Source organism: Chondrinema litorale (assembly GCF_026250525.1).
Classification (GTDB): Bacteria; Bacteroidota; Bacteroidia; order Cytophagales; family Flammeovirgaceae; genus Chondrinema; species Chondrinema litorale.
In genome coordinates this window covers 165925-187686 of the sequence record NZ_CP111049.1, presented here as the reverse complement: position 1 = coordinate 187686, position 21762 = coordinate 165925, and the positions used below count along the sequence as shown (strand labels likewise).

Here is a 21762-nt window from a genome sequence, read left to right as displayed (position 1 = left end):
TGTTATTAGATTTCAACAATTGAAATAACATATAACTTAATGATTGCCAAAACTCCTTACAAGATTAAATTTAAACTTAGTTTTAAAAGACAATGGAAGTTTATTAGCAGTACATTTTATGCTACTGTTGTGTACTTGTTAACTCTTTTATTTTTTAATATCTATGTAGCTTCTACTGATTTAGATGTTTTGCTCTATGGCATATCTTACTTCTTCATCATTTTTATATTCCCAACTCTTCTCCTACACTTTCTTTTCATATTAGAAAACCATCACCACGAATTAAAAATTAATGAAGCACAACAAGCAATTGAGATAATTGAAGATCGAAAAAGATACAGATATCACTTTAATGATATTGTAGATTCGTTTGAAGTTTGCAGTAACTCTGTAAAACCAAGTCGTAGAAATGATACTAAAAAGCCCTTTTTCTCAAAGTACTCTTATTGGTTTGTAAAGTTTAATGATGAGAAAGTATTTGCTTTTACATGCTTGATGTTAGACACTTCAATTGCTCATAAAATCACAAATACAAAATTAAAGCATTATTTATTCCCGGTTATTAGAAACAAAATCAGTTCAAGCAAAATCGATAATTCTAAAATTACAGACCCAAATTCTTCTGATTTTAAAAATTACCACACCATCTATAAAAGGTTTAGTGATGAGTTGCTAGAAAAAAAACTGGTAAATGTAAGATTATCACCAATTCAAAGGGCGGTAATTAAGCACATACTTGCTCAAAGAAATACAAACCAGTAATGTCTTTTCCATCCTCAGACAGCACCAGCCAATCTTTATGAGTTTGAAATTTTACTCTCGACGATAAAATAGTAGATTTACGTATCAAGGCATAAAATAAACATGAAATGAAGATAAAGTTATTATTGGCGACTCTGCTTCTTTCCATCACATTTTCTTGTGAAAAAAAGAAAGCAGAAATTGAAAATGAAACTAGCAAACACCACGAGGTTTCTAGCAAAGAAAAAGAACCTGACCATACAAACAAGCTCATTAGCCAAGAGCCAGTTGGCGATGCGCCTAAAGGTATGGTTTGGATTCCCGGTGGAGAATTTATTATGGGAAGCAACCACGAATCTGCCGGCCCAGCAGAAATGAACGAACACAAAGTAAAAGTTTTTTCTTTCTGGATGGACGAAACCGAAGTAACTAATGCAGAATTTAAAAAGTTTGTAGATGCAACTGGTTACTTAACTGTAGCAGAAAGACCCATCGACTGGGAAGAAATGAAAAAACAGCTTCCTCCTAACACCCCAAAACCTGATGATGAAGTGCTAAAACCGGGCTCTTTGGTGTTTACACCTCCAGCCAATCCGGTAAGTTTACACGATTACTCTCAATGGTGGTCTTGGGTACATGGAGCAGATTGGAAACATCCGAAAGGTCCAGATAGCTCGATTGAGGGCAAAGACAATTATCCGGTAGTGCATATTGCCTACGAAGATGCCGAAGCTTATGCGAAATGGGCTGGAAAAAGATTGCCTACTGAGGCTGAATGGGAATTTGCTTCGAGAGGTGGAAATGAAAATCATCCATTTGCTTGGGGCGATGAGCTTACACCAGATAATAAATATTTGGCTAACTTCTTTCAAGGTGATTTCCCTTATAACAACACCAGCAAAGATGGTTTTGACAATGCCGCTCCGGTAAAAACATTTTCTCCTAACGATTATGGTTTGTACGATATGATTGGCAATGTATGGGAATGGAGTACCGATTTTTATAATCACAATTCCAATGAGCATATGAACCACAACAAGGTAGAAGTCGATCCAAAAGGGCCAGATACAAGCTACGACCCATCTGAACCATTTGCTATGAAAAGAGTGATTAAAGGAGGTTCATATCTGTGTAGCGATCAGTATTGCTCCAACTACAGACCCAGTGCAAGAATGGCTACTTCTACAGATAGCGGACAAGAACATTTAGGTTTTAGATGTGTGAAGGATGTGGAAACTAAAGAATCCATGTAAACATCTTTAAAAATTTATAGTTTGAATTTTGATTGAATCTATAAAAGATGAATTTTTACATAGAACTATAAATTTTATCCTGATGCGCTGGAAAGGCAGAAAACAAAGTAGTAATGTAGACGACCGAAGAGGTAGAAGAATGCTCGGTGGTACAAAAGGTAAATTTGGTATTGGTACCATCATTGTCATTTTAATTGCCATGTATTTCGGGCAAGATCCGATGCAAATATTGCAACAAGTTAATACAGGAGCTTCTCCTCAACGAACTGAGCAAGATGCTGATACAGAAAATGACGAACTCGCTCAATTTGTAGCGGTTGTTTTACAAGATACCGAAGATGTGTGGAATAAGATTTTTGCAGAAGAATTGAATAGAGATTACAAAGAACCTACTTTGGTACTTTTTACAGGTTCAGTAAATTCTGCTTGTGGCTCAGCCAGTGCTGCTACAGGTCCTTTTTACTGTTCAGCAGATGAAAAGCTCTATATCGATTTAAGCTTTTACCAAGACCTAAAAGAAAGATTCGGTGCTCCAGGAGACTTTGCTATGGCTTATGTTGTGGCACACGAAGTAGCTCACCATGTACAAAATGAATTGGGACTTACTGATAAAGTGCATTCTCAAAGAAGCAGTTTATCTCAAGAAGAATATAACAAGCTCTCTGTAAAGCTTGAGTTGCAAGCCGATTTCTTCTCTGGTGTTTGGGCAAATCATGCACAAGAAATGAAAAACATTTTAGAAGAAGGCGACATTGAAGAAGCCCTACAAGCTGCCAATGCCATTGGTGACGACAGGCTTCAAATGCAAGCTCAAGGTTATGTAGTGCCAGAATCATTCACGCATGGAACCTCTGCACAACGTGTAAGCTGGTTTAAAAAGGGTTACACAACTGGCGATATTCAACAAGGAGATACTTTTAATTCATCAGCTCTTTAAGGCTGATGAATTAGTTTTTCCTACTCGATAAGCCATAATCTGCATCCCATTTTTCGAACTCTTTGAGCAAAGAGCTCACTACTTCTGGTAATGAGTCTGCCAGATTATTTAGTTCCCAAGGGTCTTTTTCCAGATCAAATAACTGAATGGTTTGCTGCCCTTTTACTTCGTATTTAATCAGTTTGTAATTGTCCTTTCTAATTGCAGATTGAACATCTTTATATTGAAAGTAAAGTGCATTTCGAATTTTTGTATCATCATTAATAGCTGGCACTAGACTCTTACCATCTAAGTTTTGCGGAACTGTAGTTTCTGTTAACTCACACAAGGTTGGAAAAAGATCGGTAAGGTAACAGAATGTAGATCGAGTTTCTCCTTTTGGAATTCCTTTTCCACTAATTATTAAAGGAACATTTACAGAGTGCTGATACAAGTTTTGCTTGCCCATTAAACCATGCTGCCCCATTGCCAAACCATTATCAGCGGCAAAAACAATAATGGTGTTTTTGGATAATCCATTTTTCTCCAATGTTTCTAAAATTCTACCGATATTCTCATCCAGATGAGTAATCATGGAATAATAATCTTTGATATGCTCTTTTACTTCTTTGGGAACTCGCGGAGTGGCAGCAAGTTGTTCATCACGAATAATGAGCTCACCATTGTCAAAAGGATGCTTTTCTTTAAAGTTAGGAGGCATGCTCAATTTTGAAGCATCATATTTATCTAAAATCTCTTTAGGTGTAGTGCGAGGATCATGCGGAGACATAAAAGACACATAAAGGAAAAATGGCTTTTTATGTTTTTGATTCAAATAATCTATGGCAGCATCAGCAAAAATCTCAGTAGAATGTTTACCACTGTAGGTATAATCACCCGGTAAAGAATCTATCTTATTTGCATTGAAAAAGTCTTCGATATGTGGTCTACTATTCTTATAAACAGCATCGTCTTTATAGTGGAAAAGCGGCACATTCCAATGGTCGTGCATACCTCCCATAAAAATGGCTTCTCCCCCATTAAAGTTTCTATTAAATTCCGATCGGGTGTTATGCCATTTACCAATTCCATAGGTATCGTAACCGGCCTTTTGCAATGTCTCTCCCAACAAAACATGATCGCTAGAAATTTCAAAGCCTTTTGGTTGCAAGCTGCTAAGCCTCTTACTGGTAATCAACATTGCTCTGCTTGGTGCACACACAGCACCATTATCTGCTCCCATTATATGTGCATTTGAAAAGAACACTCCCTTTTTTAAAAGTTGTTCGAGATGAGGTTTAATAATTTCTGGATTTTTTAGCGTAGAAGATCTTTGGTCATCTGCAAAAAGAAAAAGTATGTTTGGTGCTTTTCTTTCAACTTCTACAACATCATCATTCCCATATAAATAAGAAAACCCAAACAAAGCAATTGAAATCAGGAGTAGTCTTTTCAAAATTAATTTTTAAGAGATTCGATAGATTAAAACAGTATCAATATAAGAAATAATTAGACAGCTTGTCAATTGCTTTGTGCATCTACTGGCCAATAAATTGATGGGCTACGAGCAGTTTTTAGGTATTCCAACATTGTATTTACCACTTCCGGATTTTCTTCTGCTACATTATTTTCTTCTGCTTCATCCTTAGAGAGATCATACAATTCCATTGCTCCATCTTTGCCAATAATTACCCCTTTCCAGTTTTTCCATCTTACTGCTCTATCGTATCCATTTTCATGGAATTCCCAATACATAAATCTATCGCTTTCAGGCATTTCTTTACCCAAAATAGCAGGCAACACACTTATGCCATCAGTATTTTTGATAGATTCTGTATCTGTTACTTCGCATATTGTTGGCAATACATCTGGAAAATACCAAGGGTAATTATTTACTTTTCCGGCAGGTACAGTTCCTGGCATCCAAACGATCATTGGAGTTCTAATTCCACCTTCGTAAACATCTCTTTTTCTTCCTTTTAAAGCACCTGAGCTATTAAAAACATCATCATAACGGTTAGCAGCACCATTGTCTGAACAGAAGAAAAGCATTGTATGATCTGCAATGCCATACTCGGTTAATTTGTCCATGAGTTTTTGAACATCGGCATCAATCATGCTTACCATACCCGCATAATTCAATTCTTGCTCGCTCCAACCTTTATCGGCATAAAGTGCTTTAAATTCTTCGGTAGCTTTAAAATCATCATGTGGTAAAGTATAAGGCAAGTACATAAAAAAAGAAGTGTCTTTGTTAGCCTCCAAAAACTTAAAGGTAAAATCAGAAAACAATTCGTGCACGTGTTTGCCTTCTACGTGATTGGCATTTGCTTCTATCTTAAAAGTATCTTGATTGTGCCACACATAATCTGGATAATGGTTGTGCGCTCTTCGCTGATTATTAAAACCAAACCACTCGTCGAAACCTTTTAAATTAGGTTCACCAGATGTAGTTGCCTCACCTAAACCCCATTTACCAAACATACCAGTAATATAGCCATTGGTTTTTAACAATTCGGCAATGGTGGTATCTTCTGTTGCTAGAGGGATTCTACCTGCAACAGGTAATTCAGGTACGTCGATAGCTGCAAAGTTTCCTCTCACTTTGGTATGTCCAGTGTGTTGGCCTGTCATTAAAACACTGCGAGAAGGTGCACAAACTGGCGAACCAGCATACACTTGTGTAAATCTTGTTCCCTCTTTGGCTAGCTGATCTAATGCGGGAGTTTTTATCACTTCCTGGCCAAAGCTACCTAAATCTCCATAGCCCAAATCGTCGACCATGAGAAAGATTACATTAGTTTTAGGTTTAGTTTCTGTTTCAGTAATGGGCGCTCTTTGTTCTTTACAAGAAAGAAAAATTGTAACAAATAAGCTATAAAAAATGAGCCGGTACATTTTCATATTATCTAATTTTTTGGTTGTATAATTTACTGTTCTGTTTGTGTTTTGATATAATCGAGTGCTTCTGTAAAAGTGGTTACCCAAATTTCAGACTGTTGTGTATTTAAATATTCGAGTAGTTTTTGATGTTCTTCATTAGATACTGAAGTGTAATCCCCTCCTATTCCGTGAAACAACATCACCCCTAAACCTTCTTTATTTTTTATTTCTTCAGCAAATTGAATCAACTTTTCTGCAGGGGTATCTTGTGGAATACCCCAACTTGGTACTTGGAAAAAATCTATATTTGAAAAATCATTAACTATTTGATCTTCAGCTATATCACCTTCTTTACTGCCTGTTCGAGCAAAACTTACCAAGTTTGATTTTCTTAAATCTTCCACATAGTTTTTACCTCCTACTTCATGCGCAGAACATGGAAAAGCAAAGGAATGAATCTGATTACTATCTATCGCATATAGCATCTGATTGAGTGTGCCGATTTCTTTTAGCATTCTGTCTACTGTATAATTTTCAGTGGCAGTTTGCGGACTTATCCAATCAAAACTTTGCGAACATGGATGATAAACTGTATGATTTGCGATCTCATGACCATTTTTAGTCGCAGCTCGCCAAACATCAAATTGATTAATTCTAATTCTACCATCGACAAAGAAAGTACCTGTGAGTTTTGCTGCATTTAATTGAGGAATGGCATTGTTAAGATGACTTTCAAGTGCATCATCATAAGTAAGGCAAAGAACGCCTTTTGCACCATTCGGCCAGCTAATTTTAGCCAAAGAATGCTTAGCACTTTCTGTACAAGAATTTGTAAATAAGAAAAGAAAAGGGAGGATTGAATATAAAAAGTAGCTTCTAAAAATATTTCTCATTTTAAGATAAAATAGATTCCAGTAAATACCGGAAAATTATCAAATTTCAATAACATTCTAGATTATTTCTATTACCATTTTGAATATGTGGTATAGCTTTTACTTAGAATTTTATTGCTCAATAAGAAATAGGTTTGAAGCTTAAATTTACAATAATCTTTTAATTATATAAGAATTTTCTGGTATAAACTCAATTAATTTCGAATGCCTTAAATCTAGATTAAGAGTACAAACAGCAGCTAATCTGCTTATTATTGCGTATCAATATTCTATATACTGCTCTAAATTTTAGCTGAGTAAGTAATTTAAACCAAAAACTATAGTAAATGAAAATAGTAAGAGGAAGCAAATTTATCATGCTATCAACACTTCATTATTTAACTTTTCTCTTTTTTGTATTACAAGCTGGTGCATTATATCCTCAACAAGCGAATATTAAATGGGGACCCAAACAAAAAAAACTAAGACGATCTGCGCTAATCAGTGATATTATCGAAAGTACTGATAAAGGTGTGTATGCTGTAATGGAGTTAGACCCAACAGACGGCTTATATAGAACTTTTAGCTTAACTGGTCCTAAACCACCAATGATTCAATTGCACGATCATAATCTTAAGTTAGTAAAAGAAGTTGCTATACAAAATAAGATTGGCAATGAGTATATGCATTACAAATTTGCCAGAAGTAGAAATGGGAAAATATTTGTGTTCTCCAATTTGCCAAACAGGCAAGCCAGAACTAATTTCCTTTTTATGGAGACTTTTGACATGGAAACCCTAACATCTCTTGGCCCTCCACAAAAGATAGCTGAATCTAACATGAAAAACAGGTCTAACTATGGCTCTTTTTATCTGACAGAGTCGAGAGATAAGACTTTATTTATGCTTTATGATTCAGATATTTATGAGAAAAGCGAGAATGAAAAGTTTACGGTAAGGGTATATAATGAAGACATGGAATTGCTTTGGGAAAAGAAAATTACCATACCTTATACAGACAAACTATTTGAAATTGAGAACTACAGAGTTGACAATTTTGGCAATGCATACATTTTAGGAATTGAGTACAAAGACAAACTTAAAACCAGAAGAAGAGGCAAACCAAACTATGAGTATAAAATCCTTTCTTATAAAAATGGAGGTGAAGAATTTAAAGAGTACACTGTTGAGCTTGAAGACAAATTTATTACCGATCTTAACTTTAGAATTGCTGATAACGAAGATATAATTTGTGCTGGATTTTACTCAGACAAAGGCACCTTAAGTATGAAGGGAACTTATTTTTTAAGTGTTGATGCTAAAAGCGGAAAAATTAAAAAGAATGGTACTAAGCAGTTTGATGCCGATTTTTTAAAAGGCTTTATGAGCGAAGTAAAAGCTAAAAAGGGTAATAGAGAACTTTACAAATTCAGTATCGATCAAATAATTCTTCGTAGCGATGGTGGTGCCTTGTTGATTGCTGAGCAATTCTATATAAGAGAAGTAGCAAGATATAACCAACAAACTGGCTTTTACGATTATACTTATTATTACTATTATAATGATATTATCGTAATTAATATAAGGCCAGATATGAGCATTGAGTGGGCTACGAAAATTCCAAAAAGACAGGTTACGACCAACGATGGTGGCCACTTTTCATCTTATGCTTATGCAATTCAGGGTGGGCAAATCCATTTGATTTACAATGATAATGTAAAGAATGTGATGAAAAATAATCCTGATAGAACTTATTCTTTCAATGGTAAAAAGTCAGTAGTTGTTTTAGCTACCATTAATAAAGATGGAACATTAAACAGAAAACTGGTTTCTAGTAATAAGGCTGAAAAAATTCTTACCAGACCCAAGAGCTGCGAACAAATAGCAGACAACGAAATGATTATTTATGGTGAATTAAGAAAGTACTATAAAATCGGTGCTATCCAATTTTAATCTCCGTAAGTACTTTAAAAGCCTCCGGATAAAAGCCTATTCGGAGGCTATTTTTTGCTTATAACTTTCATTTTCTCATAAATATGTTTATTTATTAATCTTTTTTGGTTTATTTTTAATTCATATGTTTTTATTATTAACATTTATTGCTATATTCAATTGTCAAATTGAATTTTTAAACTTAAATAATTTTTTTACTTATGAGTTATCTTGCAAAAGCCAAAGAGTTGTACTCCATGATCGACCAAGGACAAATAATGGATGCATTTGAAAAATTTTACCACAACGACATTGAAATGATCGAAGCCACAGGAGAGGTTCGAAAAGGTAAGGATTACAACCGCGAATTTGAGACTAAATTTATGAGTAGCATTCAAGAAATGCATGGTGGTGGTACAGATCGTATTACTGCAAATGAAGAGGATAAAACGACAATGGTTTCATCTTGGATGGATGTAACTTTTAAAGATGGCAATAGAGTAAAAATGGAAGAAGTAGCCGTTCAATATTGGCAAGACGACTTAATAATCAAAGAAAGATTTTATTACAACCCTGGACCAATGATGTGATTCCTAAAAGATAGGCACCAGCTATCATACAGACAGAGCCTGTTCGTTTCCTTTGAACAGGCTTTTTTATTTGGAATTTTTCATCACGTTAATTTGTATTAATTTTATAAAAAAGCTCTTTAATAATTTAGCAAGTAATTAAGTGTAAAGTAAAAATTATGAAATTAACTTCTGTTTTGAGATTATCATTGGCTCCGATTCTACTTGGTTTGCTATTTTCTTTTAAGATGGTTCCTCCTACTGAACCTACAAACGAAATTGAATGGCTAACTTGGGAACAAGCTATAGAAAAACTTGAAAATGGCGACAAGAAAAAGATATTTATAGATGTTTACACCGACTGGTGTGGCTGGTGCAAGAAAATGGATAAAAGTACTTTTCAACATCCAGAAATTGCAAAATATATGAAAGAAAACTTTCATGCTGTAAAACTGGATGCAGAAGGTAAAGAAGACATTGTTTTCCGCGATCATACATTTAAATATGTTGCACAAGGAAGAAGAGGTTACCACGAACTAGCAGCTTCGCTTTTACAAGGTAAAATGAGCTACCCTACTGTAGTTTTTCTTGATGAAGAAGCCAACTTAATTTCTCCAGTTCCAGGTTATCAACCAGCAGAAAGTTTCCATAAAATATTGACTTATTTTGCTCAAGAACATTATAAAGATACTGAGTGGCAAGATTTTGAAAAGACTTATAAAGCACCAGAAGGTTTAAAGTAAAACCACAAAAAAGGCTTCTAATTAATTAGAAGCCTTTTTTTATCTAAATTTTAAGCAATTACATTTTATATTCATCTTTAACCAGTTCTGGAAAAGTTTTCATCACCTTCTCTACCTTAGGGCGACTTACACTCGAAACATAAGGCTGATTTGGGTTTAACTCATAGTAATTTTGATGATAACCCTCAGCAACCCAAAACTGTCTATAAGGAGTAACTTTGGTTACTATTTTTTTATCAAACTTCCCAGATCCATCAAGTTCTTTAATAACTGCTTTCGCTTGTTCCTTTTGCTCAGCATTGTGGTAGAAAATCTCTGAACGATATTGCTCTCCAACATCAGGACCTTGTCTGTTTAACTGTGTCGGGTTATGTGCAACAAAAAACACTTTAAGTAAAGTCTCATAACTAACCTCATTCGGGTCGTAAAAGATTTGAATAGACTCTGCATGCTTCGTTTGCTTTGTACTTACTTCACCATAGGTGGGATATGCTTTTTCTCCACCAGAGTAACCACTTATTACATCTTTCACTCCTTTAATCCTTTCGAAAGAAGCTTCTGTGCACCAAAAGCAACCTCCTGCAAAAGTAGCAGTTTCTAAGCCCTCAAAATCCTTGTTTTTTGTGTAATCTTTCACCTTCATTACCTCATGGTCTTCAGCTTTTAGCTTACTTGCTTTTTGGCCTTGCGAACATGCAGGTATTAAAAATATGAGTGCTGCTATATATGCTATTAATAAATTTCTCATAATTGTTTAGTTAGATTTCTTATCGGGTAATGGAAAAAATTGAAGACTGGCAGAGTTCGCACAATGTCTGGTCATTTTTTTTGTAAAACCTTCATTAAAGAATACGTGTCCGAGATGGCCTTTACAATTCGCACAAATAATTTCTGTTCTCATGCCATCATCATCTGTTCTTTCTTCTACTCCACCTTCAATTATATCGTCAAAAGCTGGCCACCCAGATCCAGAATTAAATTTGTCTTCTGATTTAAATAAAGGATTATTACATTGCTTACACAAATAGATTCCTTCCTTTTTAGTATCGTAATATTTACCTGTAAAAGCTCTCTCTGTACCCTCTTTCAGAATAATGTTCTTTTCTTTAGAACTTAGTTCGTTGTAATTATCAGGGTCATTAATCACTTCTGGTAAGCCTTCTACATTTATTGGAGCTTGCTGGCTATATCCGCAAGAACTACAAATTACCATCGCCAAGATAAAATATAAGATTCTATATAATTTCATAAATAATCAAATTTAAGGTTTAAAGATCAACACACTGTTTTAAATTGTTGTTTTTGTTTTTTTGGATTGTTTCAATTTTTGAATGATTGATACACCTGTTTCTTTATATAAATAGATAAGTGTACCTGAAGATAGTAAAACTATAACTGCCATTAAAAACAACAGGCCACCATCGTTTTGCACTACGATGCCAAGTACAGTTAAATGAGAAACAATTGCTCCAGATATAATAGCAAATGAAGCTACTGCTCCATAAAAAACTGTTTTTGGTGTTAACAATAAAATACCTGCTACCAGTTCTGCTATACCTGTGCCTATTCTGCCTAAAGGTTCCATTCCTAGCTGACTAAAAATGTAAACACTCTCCGGAGCTGCAGTAAATTTAAAAAACAAGGTTTGTAGTAAAATAGCTGCAGCTACAAATCTTAAAATAAGGGCTAAGATTTTCATAATGTATATGTATATGTATATGTATATGTATATGTATATGTATATGTATATGTATATGTATATGTATATGTATATGTTTATCTTTTTGATTTATACCAAATTAGATCAACATACGAAGTTTTTTTGTCAGCTGGATGACACTGATGGTTACCTAAACCAAATAACAATGCATAGTAAAGTTAAAAAATCATAAAATAAAAAATCCACATCAAAGACGTGGATTTTTAGTCTAAACAAAAATCAAAAAACAGTAAACCAGTTGCCAAGCATTTCTGGAAAGCTTAGACCAGAAATTTACGCAAGCTGATAAAGGGTAAAGCTTTATATATCTTAATTCGTTGCTACTTGAGTTTTTACACCTTCAAGTTCGTGTTTACATGGATACAAAACAGCTTCGAAATGCTCGTTTTCTTCTTTCAAAATTCTAAATCTGTATCCTGCTTCAATTAAGATCTCTTGAATCTTAGAGGTATTTGTCTCGGCTTTTCTAAAATCAACTTTTAATTTGTTGCCTTGCTCACTTAAATCCAAATGAGTTACACCAAAAGAATAAACCACTTTTGCTGTGATTCTTTCTTTACATAAAGAGCAAAATACCGACTCGTGATGATGTTCTTCTTCAGCAGTTTGACCAAATAAGTTTGCTGATACTAAAAGAGATATTAATAAACCAAGTATGTAATGTTTGAAGTATTTCATTGCTAGCGTTATTGAATATTTATCTTATTAACTCCAAAAAGTGCACTCAAGTAATATCAGGACTAAAAAGTTAAATTTTGTTCACAACTTATAGGTGAGAATTGAGTAACAAATACCTCTTTTAATAGTAAAACCACTTCAAAATATAAAATATTTAATTCTTAATACCACTTTAAAGTGAATCGATCCAGCGTGAGTCTGTGTAGTAAAATGTGATAATTGATGTAATTACATTGATTTTTTTTCTGATAATGTGATAAACTCTTAAATACCCACTTAGTGAATAAACCAATTGTTGTTATAAAAAAAAAGCCAGTTAGCGATTGCTAACTGGCTTTTAATAATTTAATGGAGATGATTAAATCAATCCCATTTTCTCTTTGAGTTGCCGAATTTTTTCTTTCTAAATCCTTCACCATTCCCGCTTCTGCTTCTACCGCCTCCGCCGCCTCTAGAATCTCTTCCACTAGGTTTAGCATTTGCTGGTTCTACGTTCACTGGAATTCCCTGATAACTTAAATTGCTAAAAGATTCTGGGAAGCTAGTACTAAACTCGCTGTCAATCTCGAAAAATGAGAAACTTTTCATAATCTCGATATTACCAACTGGAATCTTCTCATTTCTAAATTGCTTGTTTATTAAACCAATCAATTTAGCAGGGTTTAAGCTGTTCTTTTCACCTAGGTTGATAAAGTATCTTGAGTATTTCTTATAGCCATTGCTACCTCTTCTACCTCCTTTGCTACCATTTCTATCTCCTCTATCAGAAAAAGAAGAATCTCTCTCTCTTTTTTCCTTAACATTTTTGTTAAGATCTGGAGCATCTTTATAGTATTCAAGAAAACGGTTAAACTCGATTGAAACAAACTTTTTAATAAGTTCATCTCTCTCTAACCAAGAAAGCTTTTTGTAGATCACATCCATAAACTCTTCAATCTCATCACCATCTACACTTACTTGCTCTACTTTGTCAATCAGACTGAAAAGTTGTTTTTCACAAATTTCTTTACCATTAGGAACTTGTAATCTCTCAAATTTGAAATTACCTTTTTTCTCAATGATTCTGATTTTGCCCATCTCTCTACTATGAATAATAGATACAGATGTTCCTTTATTTCCTGCTCTACCAGTTCTACCACTTCTGTGTACATACACTTCGGCTTCGTCTGGTAGATTGTAGTTAATTACGTGAGTAAGTTCGTTTACATCTAGCCCACGAGCAGCTACATCTGTTGCTACCAATAGTTGAATGTTTCTTATACGGAAACGATTCATCACATAATCTCTCTGAACCTGAGATAAATCTCCATGTAATGCATCGGCATTATAGCCATCGTGCATTAACTTCTCACTTACTTCTTTACACTCTCTTCTGGTTCTGCAAAAGATAATGCCGTAGATATCTGGCTGTAAATCTGCAATACGCTTAAGTGCTAAATAGCGATCTTTTGCTTGCACCATGTAAAATACATGATTTACATTACTAGATGTTGTGTTTTTCTTGCTTACAGAAATTTCCAATGCATTATTCATGTAATTAGATGAAATCATTGCAATTTCTTTCGGCATAGTAGCAGAAAACAATAAAGTTTGTTTTTCTTCAGATGCTCCTGTAAGAATGGTGTCCAAATCGTCTTTGAAACCCATATTTAACATTTCATCAGCTTCATCCAATACTAACCAAGAAATATCTCTAATGTCAAGAGCTTTTCTTTTCATTAAATCTATTACTCTACCCGGAGTACCAATAACCAATTGTGCACCTTGTTTCAAATCTTTAATTTGTGGCGTAATAGATGCACCTCCATAAACTGGTAATACATTCAAACCTTTTTTGTATTTAGAAAAAGACTGAAGGTCTTTACTAATTTGAATACAAAGTTCTCTTGTCGGACATAATACTAATCCCTGTACAGATTTTGAAGAAGGATCTGCCAATTCTACTAGTGGAAGGCCAAATGCAGCGGTTTTTCCTGTTCCTGTCTGAGCCAGTGCAACAAGATCCTGCTGATTACCTGAAAGTAAGTGGGGCAGAGTTTGTGCCTGGATGGGTGTGGGTTGCTCAAACCCAATTTCCTTAAGCGCCTTAAGGATTTCTGGCGAAAGGCCAGAAGCTTCAAATGTTTCTATTTGCATAACTTTTCTTTAATTCGTTTGCCCCCTGAATTTCCCAAATTATATTGCCAGGCAGCAAAAGTCTGCAAAGTACGCATATTTATTCCACAATATTCTCTTTTCCTAGATTTTATTTTAATACTTCCATTTATTTTTAATTATAACCCGTGTATATACCCTTAATTCAATTTAATCACCGATTTTTAATAAAAAACAAAAGCCACCAGCAGAGCAAGTGGCCTTAAAAGTTGACTGAATTGGATCAGAATTGTATTCTGTAAAGTACATCTGGAAAGAAGCCTATTTGCTCTACTATGTCAATTTCGTCTGTTACTTCATTGTATCGCTCAACAAATACATTTCTCCTATCTGTAACATTTTGGAAATCGACAAAGAACTGGTGAGATATATTTTTAGTTCTGCTATTTAATCTAAAACCGAATTTTACATCCCAGCGGAAATACGGATCATATTGTTTACTATAAGCCTCATCTTCATACAAAACTTCTCTACCCAAGTTAGCACGAGTTGCTTCTAAATTAATTGGTGTGTAAAATCTACCACCAGAATTTGCCAGCTTGGTATCGAATGTAAGCGCATTGCGCTGTTCTTTACCTACTTTCCATTCTTTACCGAAAAGTAGATTTACAACATACTGGTTATTAAATGCCGTATTGCGCTCCACTCCATCACTTCCTTTATATCTCGAATCAAACAATGAAGTAGTCAACAACATGTAATAACCTTGACTAAAGAATTTTTCTAGTGTTAATTCTAAACCATAATTAAATCCAGTTCCTTCACTCACCAATGAGCCTTTTTCTGAGAAAGCGAAATCAGAACCATCGTTAATTGCTGCAAAACTACTTGGTGCAGATTCAATAGGTATTTTGGTTAATTGCTGATAATAGGTTTCCGCTTTCAACCTCCAATCGTTACCCAACCTTCTATCATAGCCTAAAACAAAGTGATGACTCCTGATAAAATCCAAGTCTTCGTTGGTTCTCACATTTACACCATTCACCACTTCCTCTAATAATAATGTTGGTAAAGGAACCATTTGAGAATGATAGCCATAAGCAATACTCAATCGCTGGTTTGGTCTAAATTGCCAACTCAATGCAGCTCTTGGTTCTAAAGCAAAAGAACCATTAAACTCTAGATATTGGGAATGTAAACCCGCGGTTAAGCTAAAATCGTCTGTAAACTTATATTCCCCTTGTGCAAAAGTTTGAATGAGTGGAAAACTGGTATCTGTGTCTCTGTATCTGATAAAATAGTCTGGAATGCCATCATTATTCTCATCAGGAATTTCTACTCGATTATCTCTATCGTCTACCAAAGAATTTACTCCAAAAATCTCGGTAACAATACCTGCTCGCATATTTAATCTAGCACTAAATTTCTTATTTAAAGTAGATGAAATATTGATACGATTTTGTGTATCATCTAAATCTACACTTCTGTATTTTTGAATGGTATTTCCAGATTCATCTCTTATTAAAGCATCTTCTTCGTAAGTGTTATGTAGCGATGAAAAACCTACAACAGATTGTAAATAGGTGGTTTTATTGAGACTGATTGTATGTTTTAATCCAAACAAAGCTAACTGATTATCTACATAAGCATCTTCATTCGGGTTGGCAAAAAGATCTGTTTCGTCTATGTCATCACCTAAAAAATCTATATTACTCAAACCTCCCATGCCAAAAAGCTCGAACCTACCTAGTTTGGTTTTTCCAGAATTTAATTTGAAAGAGAAATCCTGATAGTAAGGAGTGGCAGAAGTGCCTGTTGCTGCCAAACTAGCTATGCCATAGCGATAAGAAGCAATAAATGAAGCATCATTCTTTTTGCTAATGGGTCCTTCAGCCATAAACTCCATTCCACTAAAAGCACTCATTTGTCCAGTAAATTCATACTTTTCTGTATTGCCACTTCTAAAATTAATATCAAAGACTGCTGCTACAGCATTACCATATTCCGCGGGAAAAGCACCAGTTAAAAAATCGGAACTACGCAACAAGTTCGTATTAAGTGCACTTACTGGCCCACCTGTTGTGCCCAAAGTAGAAAAATGGTTGGTATTGGCAATAGAAACCCCTTCTATTCTCCATAACATACCTGTCGGAGAATTTCCCCTTACAACAATATCGTTTCTAGAATCATCAGCAGTACTAACACCTGCAAAATTGCTAGCTAAACGAGCTACATCATTTCTACCACCAGAGTATCTGGTAACTTCTTCCAAACTAAATGTTCGAGCACTCACCTTTGCCATCTCGTTATTCGGCAAGTCTTTATCTGATTCACTTGTTACCACAATCTCATCGAGCTGCTCTACAGATTCTTCTAGTTTTACATTAAGTACAGACTCTTTACCAGCGGTTACCAATACATTAGGTAGTGTTATGGTTTTGTAACCTACATATTGAATAAGCAAAGTGTGTCTGCCAGTGCTTACATTTTCAATTTTAAATTTACCATCTAAGTCGGTTGTACTTCCTTTTACAGGGTCTGATCCTACAACAATTACAGTTGCACCAATTAATGGATAATCTGCTTGTGCATCTAAAATGGTTCCTCTAATGGTTTGTGTCTGAGCAATAGCACAGTTATAGAGCGAGCCTAATACGATTATTGTGAAAAATAAAGGCAATGATTTTTTCATCTCTTCTATTTAATTTTTGTTTCCTTGAAATGTACTTTGAGAGTGTGATTGAATCGAAAATAGCCTTGATCGCTCCCACAGCGAAGGTAAAAGTCTATCAAGCAGATGAGATGCTCTGTAAAATGGAATATTATTGCTACCAAAATGTGATTGAAGGAAAATCTCGGTTAAACCAGTATAAACCTGTCTGATTATCCATATTTTCCGTTTCACCTAGATGGATTTCCTTTTCATTAGAAATTAGATTGACAGAAACATGCAATTCTAATTTATTAGTGAAACCACATATCTTATAAAATCAGTAAATTGCTGTCTACAACATTAGGGTGATGAAGAAATACTTAACAGAAAGAAATATCAGATACACAGGCATAATTTTTTTAAGCCTATTACTTCCCAATGTTACTGATTTACCTTGTAGTGGATTGGATATAGAATATGCTTTGGCTTTTATGCATACTTTTATTTTTTGGGAAGGTGATGTTTTTATTATTAAGTTTTTTAGAAAGAAATTTACTGGAATAGATCAAACCGCTAAGCGAATTACCTACGCTGCAATATCCATTATTTTATATACTGTACTGGCAAAAACAGCCATTAAATTATTTGCTGCTCAAATCGGCTGGATCACTTTTGATGGATATCACGATTTGTATGGTGAGTTTATGGTAAGTTTTATCACCACCACCACCATCGGTATTGTTTATGAAACACATTACTTTTTTGTACAATGGAAAAAGGAAATTATAGCTGCTGAAAAGCTCAAAAACCAGCAATTGAAAATGGAGCTTTCTGTACTTAAAAACCAAATTAGTCCACATTTTCTTTTTAATAGTTTAAATACTTTGGTTACGCTAATTGAAGAAAAACACGAAAACGCAGCCAAATTCACAGAAAAACTATCTGAGGTTTATCGATACATTTTACAGAATAAGGAGAAAGAACTGGTTAAGCTTGAAGATGAACTAAAATTTGCCGAATCGTATCTATTTCTATTAAAAATGCGCTTTGGTGATAATTTAGATTTTGAAAAGGACATCAAAAATGAACAACTTAATAAATATGTGCCTCCACTTACTCTTCAAATATTAATTGAAAATGCGATTAAGCACAATATCGTATCTCATTCACAACCACTTACCATACAGCTCTATTCTCAAGAAAATTCAAGATTGATAATTCAGAACACACTACAAAAAAAGAAATATGTGAAAGACTCCACCAGAACCGGTCTAGAAAATATTAAAAAACGCTATCAATTTATCTCTAAAGAAAAAGTAGACATCATTACTACAGAAAGTTATTTTATGGTAGCCTTGCCATTGATAAAAGTAGAGCAAAACGAAATGAAATTGAGCGTATGAAAATTTTAATTATAGAAGACGAAGCGCCTGCTTTTCGCCGATTGCAACAATTGATTAATGAAGTAATTAAAGATGCAGAAATTATAGATGTAATCGATACAGTGAAAGATACAGTTGCATGGTTTAATACTAAGCCAGCACCTGATTTAGTCTTTATGGATATACAACTGGCAGATGGCTTAAGCTTTGAGATTTTTAAAGAAACTGAGGTAAAATGTCCAGTAATTTTTACCACTGCTTTCGACGAATACACCTTGCAGGCTTTTAAAGTAAATAGCATCGATTACCTGCTAAAACCTGTGAAAAAAGAAGAGTTGGCTCACAGCATAAACAAACTGCAACAACTTAAGGAAAATCTTGGTGGACAAAACAAACAACAACCAGAACTCAGTGAATTAATTGAAGTTTTTAGGCAGCAAACAACTCCTTACAAAAGCAGATTTTTAGTAAAATTAGGAGAGAGACTCATATCTATTAGCGAAGATGATATTGCCTATTTTTATGCAGAAGATGGTTACGTGCTCATCAAAACAAAATCGAACCAAAAGTTTACCATCGACCATACTTTGGATGAGCTAGAAAAAATGCTAGATCCACACTTATTTTTCCGTTTAAACAGACAGTTTTTAGCTCGGTTTCAGGCAATTAACGAAATACAATCTTACTTTAAAGGCAAATTGGCTGTTTCACTTGCACCGGAATGGAATGAGCATGTAATTGTAAGTAGAGAGAAAGCCCCATTATTTAAAAACTGGTTAAATGCTTAAGTCAAACTTGAACAAGCTTTCACGTTTAAAATGCCGATACGCTTTATTTGCCAATGCTGCGTAAGTCCAGCTATTATACCATTTCAATGGGAATCTGCTATAGGGGAAAGTTTTCTTTTCTGCCTGTAAATAGTTGATGATATCTTCCTTCGATCTGTCGAAACCTAGGTTGTAACAAACTGCCACAAAACCAACTCGCTTTTCTAAAGTAAATGTTTCAATCTCAGGAAAACGATCTTGAACGGTTTTGTAAAACAATACTAGGTACTTAAGTTGCGTATCCACCTTTTTCAATTCCGAAACCTTTTTGTCTAACTCAGTGGGTAAGTGAGATTCTTGAGGAAAAAATGTATCCAGCTTTTCTGCGAAAGATACTTTCATTTGGAAACAACCAACCGAAAAATCTGGTTGAAACCATTTTTCTAAGACATTGTCAGATGAAACCTTATACAGTTTGGTAGCTAGCTGATCTGCCTTTTTTTCTGCTTGTAGAAATCTCACCAATTCAGGATAGACTACCGCAAACATTAAATACAAATCTTCATCAGTAAGGTTATAGGCTTTGACTAATTGCTCAATTGCTGTTTGATGATCCATTAAAAATTGATCTGCTTTGTTAATTCCTACTTGGTACTGCTCATCAAAATCAGACTTTTTAGCTAGGAATAGCAATACAAAATGAAGCATTAAAGAAAGTGGAATTACAGCAAAAGCAATTTTCTTTACCATCAATCTAAAACAGCAAGAGGAATTAAAAACATCATATAAAAAAGAATGTAACTAATGGCTTTAACCACCATTTGCTCCCAATTTAAAACTTTCTGTTTGTTTCTTATGATGTAAGTAACAGAAGCAGGTATTAATGCCACACCCGAAAAAATTAAAAAGAAAGGCTCTTCTTTTGAAGAGATTTCTAAGATAAAAAGACCTGATAAACTCAAAAAAGCATACAATAAAATCCTAAGCCAAAATCCAAGAATTTTCATTGTGTCTTTGGATGCAAAATAATAAATGAATGACATTATTAGACCCAATATAAGTGCTAATAATGCCGATTGTTCGCTCTCTTCACTAGGTGTATTTACCGCATTCACTGTTGTATAAATAGAGTATAAGTAAAGCAAAATATAGGCAATTAAAAAAGCCGAACCCATCCAAGGGTCTAAATCCGATTTAGATACTCGAATATCTCTTTTCTTTTTACGCCTTGCCAGATTTGCGTTTTCTAGTGGTTCTTTCTTTAAGTTTTCACTTTTCTCTTGTTGAGTTTTTGCAGGTTCAACTTTTTTAGGCTGTTCTACTAATTTAGGAGGTTTTTCTGTTTCAAGTTTTATTGGTTCAACAACTTCCTCTTCTTCAACAACTTCTGTAGCTTCTATTTGAATCTCTTCTTCTACTATTACATCATTTCCTGTTAATGCGGTAACTACTTCTTCTACCTCACTAACTACTTGTATACCAGTAAATAAAGTGGGAAGAATATCAAAACTAAAACCTTCACCTTTCATCAACATCAATCTTCTTTCTCCATTTGATGGAATATAAAACTGATTGAAAAATGCTTGATACTCATGCTTTACCCAACCAGAATCCATTGAATTAGGTGTGCAGACTAATAAAAAGTGATGGCTAGATTTTAAAGCAAAATCAATTTGATCGAAGAAAGATTTGCCTGCTTCTTTTGAAAGACTATCGTTAGACATAAAAACTCTAAAACCATATGCCCTCAGGGTGCCACCTAACTTTCTTGAAAAACTAGCATCTTCACTACCAAAGCTTAAGAATATATCATAAGTGAAATCAGACTTTTCTCTACTTTCGGTAATCTGTTGTTTAATAGCCGTACCCGATGACTGTAATTTATCTGATGTAGAAACTCTCGCATCTAAAGCATTAAAAAGCTCTTCAAATCCAGATTGCCTATGCATTTGTGGTGTGAGCGTATTCATATTTCTAAGGATATCCATCAAACCGGCAATGGTAGACCTTATCTTCTCATAAAGGATTTTATCATCGGAGATGCCTTGTAAATTAGTACTCTCTACTGTTTTTATTGCTTCTTCTAATTCATCAATTTTATCTTCCCAATATTTTACATATTCCAATCTTTCTACCGGATTAAAAATTTGGGCATCTTCAAGAATTACTGGATAAATCCTATCATGAAAATTGCCATTCTCAGCAATCTCCATCAACTCAAACATACAGTTTTCTGACCTTAGGTATTTGTTGCTAATAATCGTAATTACATAATTGCCATCCCCAATTTTCTCCATAAACTCTTTAATCATCCCTCTGTAGTCTAGCCCGCCAGTTTTATCTCGTACAATTGTTAGTCCTCGCACTTCTAATGAAGCTTGTAACTCGTTTACAAAACTTTCACTTTCGCCACCCCAAGCATATGATATAAATACTTCGTGCAAATATGTATTTTCTGCTCCTGCCATAATTGCTTACAACTTCTTAAAATCTCAGTTTTTCTGCTCTCTACTCAAATAAACCCAACATTAGCATATTTATTAAAACTTTTTGCATCATT

At 34.4% G+C, this 21762-nt stretch carries 19 protein-coding genes; 8 read left to right on the top strand and 11 right to left on the bottom strand.

What is annotated here, in order from left to right; genetic code table 11:
* The first annotated feature begins 39 nt into the window (after positions 1 to 39).
* The 3 genes from OQ292_RS29170 to ypfJ all read left to right on the top strand — a co-directional run bounded on the left by OQ292_RS29170 (position 40) and on the right by ypfJ (position 2931).
* Positions 40 to 762 carry a PH domain-containing protein gene (locus OQ292_RS29170; RefSeq protein WP_284687630.1) on the top strand — a complete coding sequence of 241 codons (723 nt, stop codon included), beginning with the start codon at positions 40 to 42 and terminating at the stop codon, positions 760 to 762.
* Between the two features lie 107 nt (positions 763 to 869).
* Positions 870 to 1994 carry a formylglycine-generating enzyme family protein gene (locus OQ292_RS29165; RefSeq protein ID WP_284687629.1) on the top strand — a complete coding sequence of 375 codons (1125 nt, stop codon included), beginning with the start codon at positions 870 to 872 and terminating at the stop codon, positions 1992 to 1994.
* 82 nt (positions 1995 to 2076) lie between these two features.
* Positions 2077 to 2931 carry a KPN_02809 family neutral zinc metallopeptidase gene (ypfJ, locus tag OQ292_RS29160; protein WP_284687628.1) on the top strand — a complete coding sequence of 285 codons (855 nt, stop codon included), beginning with the start codon at positions 2077 to 2079 and terminating at the stop codon, positions 2929 to 2931.
* 10 nt (positions 2932 to 2941) lie between these two features.
* Here ypfJ and OQ292_RS29155 read toward each other — a convergent pair whose 3' ends face one another.
* The 3 genes from OQ292_RS29155 to OQ292_RS29145 all read right to left on the bottom strand — a co-directional run bounded on the left by OQ292_RS29155 (position 2942) and on the right by OQ292_RS29145 (position 6686).
* A complete protein-coding gene (locus OQ292_RS29155) occupies positions 2942 to 4366 on the bottom strand; it encodes a sulfatase family protein (RefSeq protein WP_284687627.1) in 1425 nt (474 codons plus the stop codon).
* Between the two features lie 65 nt (positions 4367 to 4431).
* Positions 4432 to 5814, bottom strand: coding sequence for an arylsulfatase (locus tag OQ292_RS29150; RefSeq protein ID WP_284687626.1), 1383 nt, complete (start codon positions 5812 to 5814; stop codon positions 4432 to 4434).
* Between the two features lie 26 nt (positions 5815 to 5840).
* Positions 5841 to 6686 (bottom strand): polysaccharide deacetylase family protein, encoded by an 846-nt coding sequence (locus tag OQ292_RS29145; protein WP_284687625.1) that lies wholly within the window; start codon positions 6684 to 6686, stop codon positions 5841 to 5843.
* A gap of 326 nt (positions 6687 to 7012) precedes the next feature.
* Between OQ292_RS29145 and OQ292_RS29140 the strand changes: the two genes are divergently transcribed.
* The 3 genes from OQ292_RS29140 to OQ292_RS29130 all read left to right on the top strand — a co-directional run bounded on the left by OQ292_RS29140 (position 7013) and on the right by OQ292_RS29130 (position 9908).
* Positions 7013 to 8617, top strand: coding sequence for a hypothetical protein (locus tag OQ292_RS29140; protein WP_284687624.1), 1605 nt, complete (start codon positions 7013 to 7015; stop codon positions 8615 to 8617).
* Positions 8618 to 8817: 200 nt separating this feature from the next.
* Positions 8818 to 9186, top strand: a complete 369-nt coding sequence (locus OQ292_RS29135) for a SnoaL-like domain-containing protein (protein ID WP_284687623.1) — start codon at positions 8818 to 8820, stop codon at positions 9184 to 9186.
* 158 nt (positions 9187 to 9344) lie between these two features.
* Positions 9345 to 9908 (top strand): thioredoxin family protein, encoded by a 564-nt coding sequence (locus tag OQ292_RS29130; protein WP_284687622.1) that lies wholly within the window; start codon positions 9345 to 9347, stop codon positions 9906 to 9908.
* A 58-nt stretch (positions 9909 to 9966) separates the two neighbouring features.
* On the opposite strand, the gene msrA is transcribed toward OQ292_RS29130, so the two are convergent.
* From msrA to OQ292_RS29100, 6 genes are all read right to left on the bottom strand, one after another.
* Positions 9967 to 10656, bottom strand: coding sequence for a peptide-methionine (S)-S-oxide reductase MsrA (gene msrA, locus OQ292_RS29125; RefSeq protein WP_284687621.1), 690 nt, complete (start codon positions 10654 to 10656; stop codon positions 9967 to 9969).
* 6 nt (positions 10657 to 10662) lie between these two features.
* Positions 10663 to 11157, bottom strand: a complete 495-nt coding sequence (locus tag OQ292_RS29120) for a methionine-R-sulfoxide reductase (protein ID WP_284687620.1) — start codon at positions 11155 to 11157, stop codon at positions 10663 to 10665.
* Positions 11158 to 11196: 39 nt separating this feature from the next.
* A complete protein-coding gene (locus OQ292_RS29115; protein ID WP_284687619.1) occupies positions 11197 to 11607 on the bottom strand; it encodes a DoxX family protein in 411 nt (136 codons plus the stop codon).
* A gap of 330 nt (positions 11608 to 11937) precedes the next feature.
* A complete protein-coding gene (locus OQ292_RS29110) occupies positions 11938 to 12306 on the bottom strand; it encodes a hypothetical protein (protein ID WP_284687618.1) in 369 nt (122 codons plus the stop codon).
* 363 nt (positions 12307 to 12669) lie between these two features.
* Positions 12670 to 14442: a DEAD/DEAH box helicase gene (locus OQ292_RS29105; protein ID WP_284687617.1), complete on the bottom strand. Its 1773-nt coding sequence runs from the start codon at positions 14440 to 14442 to the stop codon at positions 12670 to 12672.
* A 241-nt stretch (positions 14443 to 14683) separates the two neighbouring features.
* A complete protein-coding gene (locus OQ292_RS29100; protein ID WP_284687616.1) occupies positions 14684 to 17092 on the bottom strand; it encodes a TonB-dependent receptor in 2409 nt (802 codons plus the stop codon).
* Between the two features lie 329 nt (positions 17093 to 17421).
* On the opposite strand from OQ292_RS29100, the gene OQ292_RS29095 reads away from it, so the two are divergent.
* Positions 17422 to 18456 (top strand): sensor histidine kinase, encoded by a 1035-nt coding sequence (locus OQ292_RS29095; protein ID WP_284687615.1) that lies wholly within the window; start codon positions 17422 to 17424, stop codon positions 18454 to 18456.
* Positions 18453 to 19223 (top strand): LytR/AlgR family response regulator transcription factor, encoded by a 771-nt coding sequence (locus OQ292_RS29090; protein WP_284687614.1) that lies wholly within the window; start codon positions 18453 to 18455, stop codon positions 19221 to 19223. The genes OQ292_RS29095 and OQ292_RS29090 overlap by 4 nt, the downstream gene beginning before the upstream one ends.
* Here OQ292_RS29090 and OQ292_RS29085 read toward each other — a convergent pair.
* Positions 19212 to 19952 carry a hypothetical protein gene (locus OQ292_RS29085; RefSeq protein WP_284687613.1) on the bottom strand — a complete coding sequence of 247 codons (741 nt, stop codon included), beginning with the start codon at positions 19950 to 19952 and terminating at the stop codon, positions 19212 to 19214. The genes OQ292_RS29090 and OQ292_RS29085 overlap by 12 nt on opposite strands.
* Positions 19952 to 21670 (bottom strand): toll/interleukin-1 receptor domain-containing protein, encoded by a 1719-nt coding sequence (locus OQ292_RS29080; RefSeq protein WP_284687612.1) that lies wholly within the window; start codon positions 21668 to 21670, stop codon positions 19952 to 19954. Before OQ292_RS29080 ends, OQ292_RS29085 begins: the two co-directional genes overlap by 1 nt.
* Positions 21671 to 21762: the final 92 nt, after the last annotated feature.

Bases quoted from the DNA above. Each gene is read 5' to 3' on its own strand.
- OQ292_RS29170 (WP_284687630.1), top strand. From the start codon at position 40: ATGATTGCCAAAACTCCTTACAAGATTAAATTTAAACTTAGTTTTAAA.
- OQ292_RS29165 (WP_284687629.1), top strand. From the start codon at position 870: ATGAAGATAAAGTTATTATTGGCGACTCTGCTTCTTTCCATCACATTT.
- ypfJ (WP_284687628.1), top strand. From the start codon at position 2,077: ATGCGCTGGAAAGGCAGAAAACAAAGTAGTAATGTAGACGACCGAAGA.
- OQ292_RS29150 (WP_284687626.1), bottom strand. From the start codon at position 5,814: ATGAAAATGTACCGGCTCATTTTTTATAGCTTATTTGTTACAATTTTT.
- OQ292_RS29145 (WP_284687625.1), bottom strand. From the start codon at position 6,686: ATGAGAAATATTTTTAGAAGCTACTTTTTATATTCAATCCTCCCTTTT.
- OQ292_RS29140 (WP_284687624.1), top strand. From the start codon at position 7,013: ATGAAAATAGTAAGAGGAAGCAAATTTATCATGCTATCAACACTTCAT.
- OQ292_RS29135 (WP_284687623.1), top strand. From the start codon at position 8,818: ATGAGTTATCTTGCAAAAGCCAAAGAGTTGTACTCCATGATCGACCAA.
- OQ292_RS29130 (WP_284687622.1), top strand. From the start codon at position 9,345: ATGAAATTAACTTCTGTTTTGAGATTATCATTGGCTCCGATTCTACTT.
- msrA (WP_284687621.1), bottom strand. From the start codon at position 10,656: ATGAGAAATTTATTAATAGCATATATAGCAGCACTCATATTTTTAATA.
- OQ292_RS29120 (WP_284687620.1), bottom strand. From the start codon at position 11,157: ATGAAATTATATAGAATCTTATATTTTATCTTGGCGATGGTAATTTGT.
- OQ292_RS29115 (WP_284687619.1), bottom strand. From the start codon at position 11,607: ATGAAAATCTTAGCCCTTATTTTAAGATTTGTAGCTGCAGCTATTTTA.
- OQ292_RS29110 (WP_284687618.1), bottom strand. From the start codon at position 12,306: ATGAAATACTTCAAACATTACATACTTGGTTTATTAATATCTCTTTTA.
- OQ292_RS29105 (WP_284687617.1), bottom strand. From the start codon at position 14,442: ATGCAAATAGAAACATTTGAAGCTTCTGGCCTTTCGCCAGAAATCCTT.
- OQ292_RS29100 (WP_284687616.1), bottom strand. From the start codon at position 17,092: ATGAAAAAATCATTGCCTTTATTTTTCACAATAATCGTATTAGGCTCG.
- OQ292_RS29095 (WP_284687615.1), top strand. From the start codon at position 17,422: ATGAAGAAATACTTAACAGAAAGAAATATCAGATACACAGGCATAATT.
- OQ292_RS29090 (WP_284687614.1), top strand. From the start codon at position 18,453: ATGAAAATTTTAATTATAGAAGACGAAGCGCCTGCTTTTCGCCGATTG.
- OQ292_RS29085 (WP_284687613.1), bottom strand. From the start codon at position 19,952: ATGGTAAAGAAAATTGCTTTTGCTGTAATTCCACTTTCTTTAATGCTT.
- OQ292_RS29080 (WP_284687612.1), bottom strand. From the start codon at position 21,670: ATGGCAGGAGCAGAAAATACATATTTGCACGAAGTATTTATATCATAT.